Here is an 8,556-nt window from a genome sequence, read left to right on the forward strand (position 1 = left end):
GGCGGAGCCGGTTCCGCGGCATCCTGGCCCGGCGTTTCTTCACCCGTTGCTCTTGTGGTTGTGTATGCCTGCTGACGACCTGTTGAACCAGGTCACGGTGATCGTGGTCACGTACCACAGCGCCCATTGCCTGGAAGCGCTGGACGGCCTGCTCGCGCACTGCGCGCACGTGGTGATCTCGGACAACGGCAGTGGCGACGGCACGCCCGAGCTGGCGCGCCAGCGCTGGCCGCACGCCACCGTGCTGGCACACGGCCGCAACCTGGGTTTTGGCGCCGCCAACAACCGCGCGCTGGCCGCCACGCAAACACCGCTGGCGCTGCTGCTCAACCCCGATTGCGAGATCACCCCCGACGGCCTGCGCGAACTGGTGCGCGCCGCCAACGGCATGCCCGATGCCGCCATCGTCGCGCCGCAGCTCGAAGGCGCACCGGGCCGGCCCGATGTGAACTACCGCTGGCCCAGCATCGCCTGGTCTTCGCGCGGGCCGGGTGCCGAGGGGCCGGCCTGTGTCGGTTTCGTGGTGGGAGCGGCGATGTTGTTCCGCCTGTCACGTTTCGAGGGTGTGGGCTTTTTTGACGAGCGCTTCTTCCTCTACTACGAAGACGACGACCTCTGCCTGCGCCTGTTCCAGCACCAGCGCCCGCTGGTGGTCTGGCCGGCGGTGGCCGCGGTGCACCGCGCGCGCGGTTCGGTCAAGGGCAAGTCGCCCTGGAAGAGCGAGTACCTGCGCGGCTACCACCACGCGCAGTCCAAGCTGATCTACTCGGCCAAGCACCGCTCACCGGCGCACGCACAACGCCAGCGCTGGACGGTGCTGCTCGGCACCACCCTGGTCTTGCCCTTGCGGGCCATCGCCTGGTCGCCGCGCCTGCTGGCGCGCATGGCGGGTCGCTGGATGGGCCTGTGGCGCTGGCGGCTCTCAGCGCCGGGCGCGGTGGCCGCGCCGGCTCAGAAGTAGTTCCAGATCCGCAGCTTGAGCTTGTCCCAGCGCCGTGCGGCCTTGCTCTGGCGGCGGTACCGCGCCAGCACCTCGCTCAGCCGGCCGGCCGGGCGGATGTCGGGCGGCGCCAGCAGCGTGGGGCGTTGCGCAAACCAGGCCGTCACCGTGGCATTGCCGAAGCCGGCACTGTCCAGCTCCACGCGGCCCCAGCGCTTGGCGCGCCGGTAGATGTCCTTGCCGGCGTACAGCCGCGCCAGGTTCTTCTGCTTGTCCTTGTAGCGCGGCTTGTTCAGGTTCTGGTGCGAGAAACGTTCGAGCTTTTTCTCGATCAGCTCCATGCCGCCCAGGTAGCTGAAGTGCCAGCCCGCGTCCGGCACCGTGACCGTGGGCAGCGAGGCACGCAAGGCCTTGTTGTTGCGGATGTCTTCCGGTTCGTGCGCCAGTGCCAGTGCGCCGCTGACGGCCGCGGCCTTGCGCCAGAACGGGTCAGACACCAGCAGGTAGTCGGCGTAGAAGTACAGCATCAGCAACTCGAACACGTGCATGCTGCCCGGGGCCACCGGTCCGATCTTTTCCGGCTTCAGCACCTCGTCGACGTCGGCGATGATGACCACGTCGTGCGGCCGGGCATCGTGGTAGCCGCGGCGCAAGGCGTTGCGCTGGAAACGCTCGCGGTCCCAGGCGGTCTGGCAGGCGTGGAACTCGGCCGCGGCCAACGGCACGTAACGGATCTTCGGCATCGCCCAGGCGAAGCGACCGGCATCGAAGGTGTAGGCCTTGGCCACGCCGGAGAAGGTGATGTCGGCTTCGACGATCACGAACCAGTCCACCGCCTCCCAGTGCGTCTTGAGCCGCAGTTCCAGGCAGTCCTCTTCGCCGTCGTAGGTGAAGCAGTCGTAGACGAGGTGGTCGGTGTTCATGGCTTCGTGGCCAAAGCGGTGGAAGATGGGGAATGGTGCTGGCCCAGCCGCATGCGCAGCTTGAGCCGGTAGTAGGCCAGGCGGTCGGCCCAGCCGATGTCCAGTTGCGGCTTGTCGCGCCGCGGGTTGCGCAGCGCGGGCTGGATCAGGTGGCGGTCGAACAGGCCCATCACCACCTCGCGGTTGTAGCGCGCCGAATAGCGGTCCCAGTGGCCGCGCCGCAGGGCGACCGGGTCCAGCCCTTCGATCAACTGCACCAGCGAGGCGGTGTCGCTGTAAAGCAGGCCGGCGTCGCCCAGCACCTCGATGTGGTGCCGGTGTTTGCTACCCGCATACGTGAGCACTGGTTTGTTGCGGATGGAGAACTCGCCACAGGCCAGGCCGAAGGACTCGCCCTGCAGGCGCGCGTGCAGCATCGCGTCGCAGCTGTTGATGAAGCGTGTCTTGTAGGCCAGGTCGCTGTTGCCGGGCAGGAAGAGGGCGCGCGGGTGTTCGACGAAGGGTGCGATGTTGAGGAACACGAACCAGGTCTGGGTGGAGCGCGCCAGCACCTGGCGCACCGCCTCGATGGCGGCCGGCACGTCGAAGCTGTTGGCGCCGCCCAGGCAGCCCAGCACGGTGGCCTCGGGCGGTATCTGCAGTTCGGTGCGCAGATCACCCGCCACCTCGGGCAGCTCCACGATGTGCGGCACGCAGGGGATCTTGTCGTTCGAGCAGTGCCGGCTCAGCCATTCGGAGATGAAGGCGTAGGACGCGCCGTGCGCCTGCGCCGGGTTGGTGGGGAACACCGCGTGCACCATGGTCGGCACGGTGCGCGACCACAGGCCATCGTCCTTGCCGGCCTTGATGGTGTAGAGCAGCTCGGCCCGGTGGCGCGCCAGCAGGCCATCCAGTTCGTCGCGCTGCCGGTAGCCCACCACCTCGAAACGCGCCGAGAACTTGGCCAGCGCTTCGGCGCTGTTGTGCGGGCTGTCGGCGTTGTAGACGATCAGGCTGTTGTGGCCCAGCACCGCCTCGTTGTTCAGCGCGTAGTCGTACAGCGCAACCTCGGTGCCGCGGATCGACAGCTGGTTGGAGTGGAAGGCGATGGTCTTTTTCATCGGGCCACGGTCCCCGCACCGCCGGTGCTGCCGCGCAGATGCGCACCCGCCATCAGCAGCGCCGCCATCAGCACGAAGAAATGGTTCTCGGTGGAGAGCCAGAACGAGCTGTGTGTCGTGTTGGCCGCCAGCAGCACGGCCACGAAACCCATCATCAGCGCGCGCTCGGGCGCGGCTTCTCGCCAGGCCTGGCACACGATGGCGAACACGAACCACAGGAACAGGCCCAGGCCGACCAGGCCGAGTTCAAACAGGAAAAACACGAACTGGTTGTGCGGGTGCACGCAGACCACGTTGCACCAGGAGGGGTCGGTGAAATAGGCCTTGGCCAGCGGCGGGTAGGACGCCGTGCCATGGCCCAGCAGCGGTGCGTCCAGCGCGGCGGTGAGCGCAAAGCGGGTCATCTCGATGCGCGAACCCACCGAGGTCACGGGCACCGAGATGCTGCTGTTTTCGGCCTGTTCCAGCGCCAGCGCCACCCGGTTTTGCAGCTGCTGCGAGGTGCTGAACGCCAGCGCCAGCACCGCAGCGGCGGCCACCGCCACCAGGCCCAGCTTGCGCAGGTTCAGGCCAACCGCGAACACAGAGAACACCGCCAGGCCCAGCAGCAAGGCCAGGTAACCGGTGCGGCCGTCCGACAGGAACAGCACGCTGAAGCTCGCCAGCACCGCCACGGTGGCGGCCAGCCATCTGAGCGCCAGCGTGTTCGAGCGCAGGGCCTGCCACAAGGCCATCAGGGTGAAGAAGGACATCAGGATGCCCTGGGCGATGTAGTCCTTGAACACCGTGTGGTCCTTGCCGAAGCCCTGGTTGTGCGTGCGCGTCCAGGAAAAATCGAACCAGATGTTGAGCCAGGTGATCAGCAGCGTGAACAACATGGCGAGCGCAAACCCCTGCCAGCAGCGCCGGCGTTGGGCCGGCTCGCGCAGCAGGCTGATGAGCAGCGGCACCAGCAGGAACTTGAGGTACTTCTGCACCGGTTCCAGCAGCGCGCGGCCCTCGGCGGGCGACCACAGCGTGGCGATCAGCACCCAGGCAAACAGCGCCAGCGCCGGCAGGGCGACGGGGTTGGACAGGGCCCAGCGCGCGTCGCGCAGCGAATGGCCCCAGACGCAGCCGAGCAGCCAGAACACCAGGGTCAGCAACAGGCCGACGTTGGCCAGTGCCACCGACATCGGGAAAGCGAAGAAGACCAGCAGCAGCGAAGCCTGGGCACCGCGTTGAAGAAGGAGGGCGGGGGACGGCATGGGGTGGGAGCGCGGGGATTTTTGGGTGGGGCGAAACGGGGAACCGGGAGCGGGACGTCAGGTACCGGGCGGGGGCCTGGCCGGGGTGGCGCGGTAGCCGGCCAGCAGGGTGTCCCAGTCGGTTTCGCGCCAATGGTAGGGGCTCACGCGTCCGGCCTCCTTGCGCAGCGAGCGTTGCAGCCGGTCGAGGTTGGCCTGTTTCCAGCCTTCTCTAGGGCGCACATCACATTTGTCGAAGTCCACCACCCAGGCCTGGCCCTGGGCGTCCAGCAGCAGGTTGTGCGCGTTGAGGTCGGCGTGGAAGACCTGGCGGTCGTGCAGTTGCCGGATCGCGCGGCCGAGTGCCTGCCACTCGGCCGGTTCGAGGGGGCGGCGCTGCAGCCACTGCACCACGTTCGAACTGTCGGGGATCAGGCCGACCACGATGTCGGCGCGGTAGAACAGCGCGCCGACAGGCCGGTGGCTGGCGGCCACCGGTTCGGGCACCGGCAACTGCCAGGAGCGCATCAGGCGCAGCAGGCTGAACTCCTGCATGGCGCGGCTGCGGTGCGCGGGAGCGCGCCAGAACAGGTCGTCGCTCAGGCGCGCCACCAGGCCGCCGCGCCGATAGTGGCGCAGCACCTGGCCCTGGGCGCCGTCGCCGATGCGCAAGGCCTGGCCGCGGCCGCTGCCGGTGGCCAGGGCCGTGCCGCCGCGCTGGGCGGCCGGGTCGAAGGTGCGTGCCGAGACCTCGGGCAGGCGTGCGGGGTCGTACCAGGCGCTCTGGCCGGCGTCGCCCTGCCAGCGCTGCACGCGGCCGATGTTGCCGGTATGGGCCGGCCACCAGAGCGGCTGCAGCAAGGCCAGTGTGCGCGCCGCCGCACCCTGGTGGCGCGCCATCAGGGCGCGCGCGGCATCGGCGCGGGCCTGGCCGGCATCACCCTGCCGCAGCCAGGCCTGCACGGCGGTGGCGAGCGCGGCGGCGTCCTGCACCCGTTCGCCGGCGCCGCTCTGCTCGATGTCGTCGAACAGCGCGGCGGCGTTGCGGGTGTGCGGGCCGAACAGCACCGGTTGGCCGAGCGACAGCGGCTCCAGCGGGTTGTGCCCACCCACCGGGGCCAGCGTGCCGCCGACGAAACACAGGGCGGCGTGGCGGTACCAGTGCATCAGCTCGCCCATGGCGTCGACCAGCAGCACCTGGGTCTGCGGCAGCACGGGCTGGCCTTCGCTCTGGCGCACGCTCTGCAGGCCGCTGCGCCGCAGGTTGTCGGCGGCCTCGTCGAAGCGCTGCGGGTGGCGCGGCACCAGCACCAGCAGCCAGTCGGGGTGGGCGGCGGACAGCGCCGGCCACACCGACAGCCAGGCGCTTTCGTCGCCCGCGTGCGTGCTGCCCGCCACCACCAGGGTGCGTGCCTGCAGCGCGGGCGGCAGCGCACTGCCTTCGCGTGGCACGGCCACGTCGAACTTCAGGTTGCCGGTGGTGTGCAGCTGCGCCGCCGGCACACCGAGTGCGCGCAGGCGCTCGGCGCTGGCGGCATCGGCCGCGGCCACGGTGAGTTGCGGCCAGACCGGGCGCATCAGCGCCGCCCAGCGCTGGTAACCGCGTGCCGAACGTTCGGCCAGGCGCGCGTTCACCAGGGCCACCGGCAGGGCGCGGGCGCGGCACTGCTGCAGCCATTCGGGCCACAGTTCGCGTTCCACCAGGATCAGCAGGCGCGGCTGCAGCCGGTCGAGGAAACGCGCCACCGCGCCGGGGGTGTCGATGGGGGCGTAGACGTGGCGGATGCGCTCGCCCCAGTGGGCGCGCAGCGCCTGGGCGCCGGTCGGTGTCTGGGTGCTGACCACCAGTGCGTGCGCCGGCCAGTCTTGCAGCAGGGCGTGCAGCAGCGGCTGCACCGCCTGCACCTCGCCGACCGAGGCGGCGTGCACCCAGATGCAGCCGAACTGCTCGGGGTGAATGGGGATGTGGCCCAGGCGCTGGCGCAGGTTCTGGCGGTAACCGGGCTCACGCCGGCCGCGCCACCACAACCAGCCCAGCAGGGGCGTGGCCAGCGCACGGCTGGCCAGTCGGTACACCCGTTGGGGCAGTGAGACCGCGCTCAGCGCCAATGGTCGGCGACCCATTGGGCGGGCAGCACGCGCCGGTACCACTTGCCGCTCACGCCGGCGATCACGTCGGGCGGGTTGGGCTTGCCGTGGAACACGATGATCTTGGCGCCGGGCGGGATGGTGGGCGGCGAGAACCAGCCCAGGATGCCCGGGCGCATGCAGTGGCGCTTGAAGCTGCGGCACCAGGCGTCGGGCCAGTAGCTCACCTTGCCCTGGCGGTTCAGGAAGCCGGTGATGTATTCCTGCTCGTTGCGCACATCGGCAATCGACTGCGGGTAGCCCTTCTTCAGGTGCTCCAGCGCGTCGGTGTGGGCGCCGATGGTGAAGCGGTAACACGAGGTGTTGCCCGTGCCATCCTTCTTGTCCCACTCCTTGATCACGATGAACTCGCCGGGCTGCTCGAAGAACTCGTCCAGACTGCCGACGATCACGATGTCGAGATCCAGGAAGAGCGTCGGTCCGGTGAGGTCGTACAGCGGGTCGGTGAAGCTGGTGAGCTTGAGCCAGCCGTGGCCGAAGCTCCAGGGCTTGCGCTGGTCGAACTGATCGAAGCCGACGGCGGGAATGGGTTTGACCTCGACCGCCGGGTGAATGCCGGCACCGTCGTCGGTCAGGCAGACAAAACGGAAGGGGCGGTGCAGGTGCCGCGACACCATGCTGTGGAGTTTGTTGACGTACTCGGGGCCGTATTTCTGGCCCCATTTGATGCACAACACGTTGACGGTTTGCTGCACGTCGTGCCTTTCTGGAATGCGGGTCGGAGGGTCACTGCGCCGGCATGCCGACGGGCGGGTCGAGTGTAGCGGAGCCTGCTCAGGGCGCCAGCAGCGTGTCGATCGTCTGCAGGTCTGCCGGCAGCAGGGCGCCGCTGGCCTGCCGCAGGCGCAGGCTGCCCAGCAGCACGTTGTAGCGCGCCTGGGCCAGGTCGCGTTTGGTCTGGAACAGCTGGCTCTGGGCGTTGAGCACGTCGATGTTGATGCGCACCCCCACCTGGTACCCCAGCCGGTTGGCGTCCAGCGCGCTCTGGCTCGACGCTTCGGCGGCCTGCAGCGCGCGCACCTGGCCCTGGCCCGACACCACGCCCAGGTAGGCGCTGCGGATGGACAGGTCGATGTTGCGGCGCGCGGCTTCCAGGTCGGCGCGGGCTTTTTCTTCCAGCGCCAGGGTTTCCTTCACCCGGTTCTGGATGGCGTAACCGGCGAACAGCGGCAGGTTGAACTGCAGGCCGACGCTGGCGGTGTTGGTGCGCACGTTGCCGGCGATGGGCAGCGTGGTGGACGGGCCGCGCGCCACCTGGTACTGGCCCACCAGGTCGAGCGTGGGCTTGTGGCCGGCTTCGGCCTTTTGGGTTTCCAGCTGCGCAATCTCGAGGTTGCGCGTGGCCTGCACGATGCCGGGGTGGCTGTCCGGATGGCGGTCCACCCAGGCCTGCGGATCGGCCGGCAGCAGCTCGGGCAGGGCCACGGGCGCGGCCAGGGGTTTGGGCGACACGTCTGTGCGGCCCACCAGCTGGTTCAGGGCGAGCTGCTTCACGCGCAGGTCGTTCTCGGCCGCGATTTCCTGTGCCAGCACCAGGTCGTAACGCGCCTGCGCCTCGCGCGAATCGGTCACGGTGGTGGTGCCGACCTCGAAGTTGCGTTGGGCGGCGGCCAGCTGTTCGGCCACGGCGGTTTTCTGGGCGCGCACGAAGGCCAGCGTGTCCTGCGCGGCCAGCACGTCGAAGTAGGCCTGCGAGGTGCGCAGGATCAGGTCTTGTTCGGCCTGCGTCAGGCGTGCCTGGGCGATGTCGACCGTGAGTTCGGCCTGGTCGTTGGTGAGCTTGTTGACCGGGCGGTACAGCGGCTGGCTGGCCGAGAGCGTGGTGCTCTGGTTGTTGCCGGTGCGGCTGACGCCGACGGCGTTGATCTCGCTGCGCGCCCAACCGGCTGCTGCGGCCAGGCCGGCCTGCGGCAGCAGGCCGGCGCGCGCCTGCGCGGCCTGGGCCAGGCTGGCGTCGTGCTGCGAACGCGCTGCCAGGTATGCGGCGTCGAAGCCGCGTGCCGCTTCGTACAGCTGCGCCAGGCTTTGTGCCTGCGCGCCGGTGGCCAGCGAACCCAGCGCCAGCACGACCGCCAGCGGAAACAGCGGGCGGTTGGCAGACGGTTTTCGAGCGGGCGAAGCGGCTTTCATGCGGTGTTCCTTGGAGCGGGACGGTGCGAGGCGATGGAGAAACTCTGGCGAGAGGGCCCCCCCAGAGGCATCAAGGGTCCGGCTACGCC

Annotated in this window: 7 protein-coding genes; 1 reads left to right on the plus strand and 6 read right to left on the minus strand. The window is 69.4% G+C overall.

Annotated features, from left to right (window positions below; genetic code table 11):
• Nucleotides 1-64: 64 nt before the first annotated feature.
• Nucleotides 65-961, plus strand: a complete 897-nt coding sequence (locus HPA01S_RS20215) for a glycosyltransferase family 2 protein (RefSeq protein WP_066272910.1) — start codon at nt 65-67, stop codon at nt 959-961.
• Here HPA01S_RS20215 and HPA01S_RS20220 read toward each other — a convergent pair.
• The 6 genes from HPA01S_RS20220 to HPA01S_RS20245 all read right to left on the minus strand — a co-directional run bounded on the left by HPA01S_RS20220 (nt 952) and on the right by HPA01S_RS20245 (nt 8,467).
• Entirely contained in the window at nt 952-1,863 is a 912-nt protein-coding gene (locus HPA01S_RS20220; RefSeq protein WP_066272911.1) for a glycosyltransferase family 17 protein, read from the minus strand. The two genes, HPA01S_RS20215 and HPA01S_RS20220, sit on opposite strands and share 10 nt — an antisense overlap.
• Nucleotides 1,860-2,963 carry a glycosyltransferase family protein gene (locus tag HPA01S_RS20225; protein ID WP_066272913.1) on the minus strand — a complete coding sequence of 368 codons (1,104 nt, stop codon included), beginning with the start codon at nt 2,961-2,963 and terminating at the stop codon, nt 1,860-1,862. Before HPA01S_RS20225 ends, HPA01S_RS20220 begins: the two co-directional genes overlap by 4 nt.
• Nucleotides 2,960-4,210, minus strand: a complete 1,251-nt coding sequence (locus HPA01S_RS20230; RefSeq protein WP_066272915.1) for an O-antigen ligase family protein — start codon at nt 4,208-4,210, stop codon at nt 2,960-2,962. Before HPA01S_RS20230 ends, HPA01S_RS20225 begins: the two co-directional genes overlap by 4 nt.
• Nucleotides 4,211-4,267: 57 nt before the next feature.
• Nucleotides 4,268-6,313 carry a 3-deoxy-D-manno-octulosonic acid kinase gene (locus tag HPA01S_RS20235; RefSeq protein WP_084360858.1) on the minus strand — a complete coding sequence of 682 codons (2,046 nt, stop codon included), beginning with the start codon at nt 6,311-6,313 and terminating at the stop codon, nt 4,268-4,270.
• Nucleotides 6,289-7,032, minus strand: coding sequence for a glycosyltransferase (locus tag HPA01S_RS20240; protein WP_218005366.1), 744 nt, complete (start codon nt 7,030-7,032; stop codon nt 6,289-6,291). Before HPA01S_RS20240 ends, HPA01S_RS20235 begins: the two co-directional genes overlap by 25 nt.
• 79 nt (nt 7,033-7,111) lie before the next feature.
• Nucleotides 7,112-8,467, minus strand: a complete 1,356-nt coding sequence (locus HPA01S_RS20245) for a TolC family outer membrane protein (RefSeq protein WP_066272922.1) — start codon at nt 8,465-8,467, stop codon at nt 7,112-7,114.
• Nucleotides 8,468-8,556: the final 89 nt, after the last annotated feature.

It is taken from the genome of Hydrogenophaga palleronii NBRC 102513 (genome assembly GCF_001571225.1).
Lineage (GTDB): Bacteria > Pseudomonadota > Gammaproteobacteria > Burkholderiales > Burkholderiaceae_C > Hydrogenophaga > Hydrogenophaga palleronii.

Bases quoted from the DNA above. Each gene is read 5' to 3' on its own strand.
- HPA01S_RS20215 (WP_066272910.1), top strand. From the start codon at position 65: ATGCCTGCTGACGACCTGTTGAACCAGGTCACGGTGATCGTGGTCACG.
- HPA01S_RS20220 (WP_066272911.1), bottom strand. From the start codon at position 1,863: ATGAACACCGACCACCTCGTCTACGACTGCTTCACCTACGACGGCGAA.
- HPA01S_RS20225 (WP_066272913.1), bottom strand. From the start codon at position 2,963: ATGAAAAAGACCATCGCCTTCCACTCCAACCAGCTGTCGATCCGCGGC.
- HPA01S_RS20230 (WP_066272915.1), bottom strand. From the start codon at position 4,210: ATGCCGTCCCCCGCCCTCCTTCTTCAACGCGGTGCCCAGGCTTCGCTG.
- HPA01S_RS20235 (WP_084360858.1), bottom strand. From the start codon at position 6,313: ATGGGTCGCCGACCATTGGCGCTGAGCGCGGTCTCACTGCCCCAACGG.
- HPA01S_RS20245 (WP_066272922.1), bottom strand. From the start codon at position 8,467: ATGAAAGCCGCTTCGCCCGCTCGAAAACCGTCTGCCAACCGCCCGCTG.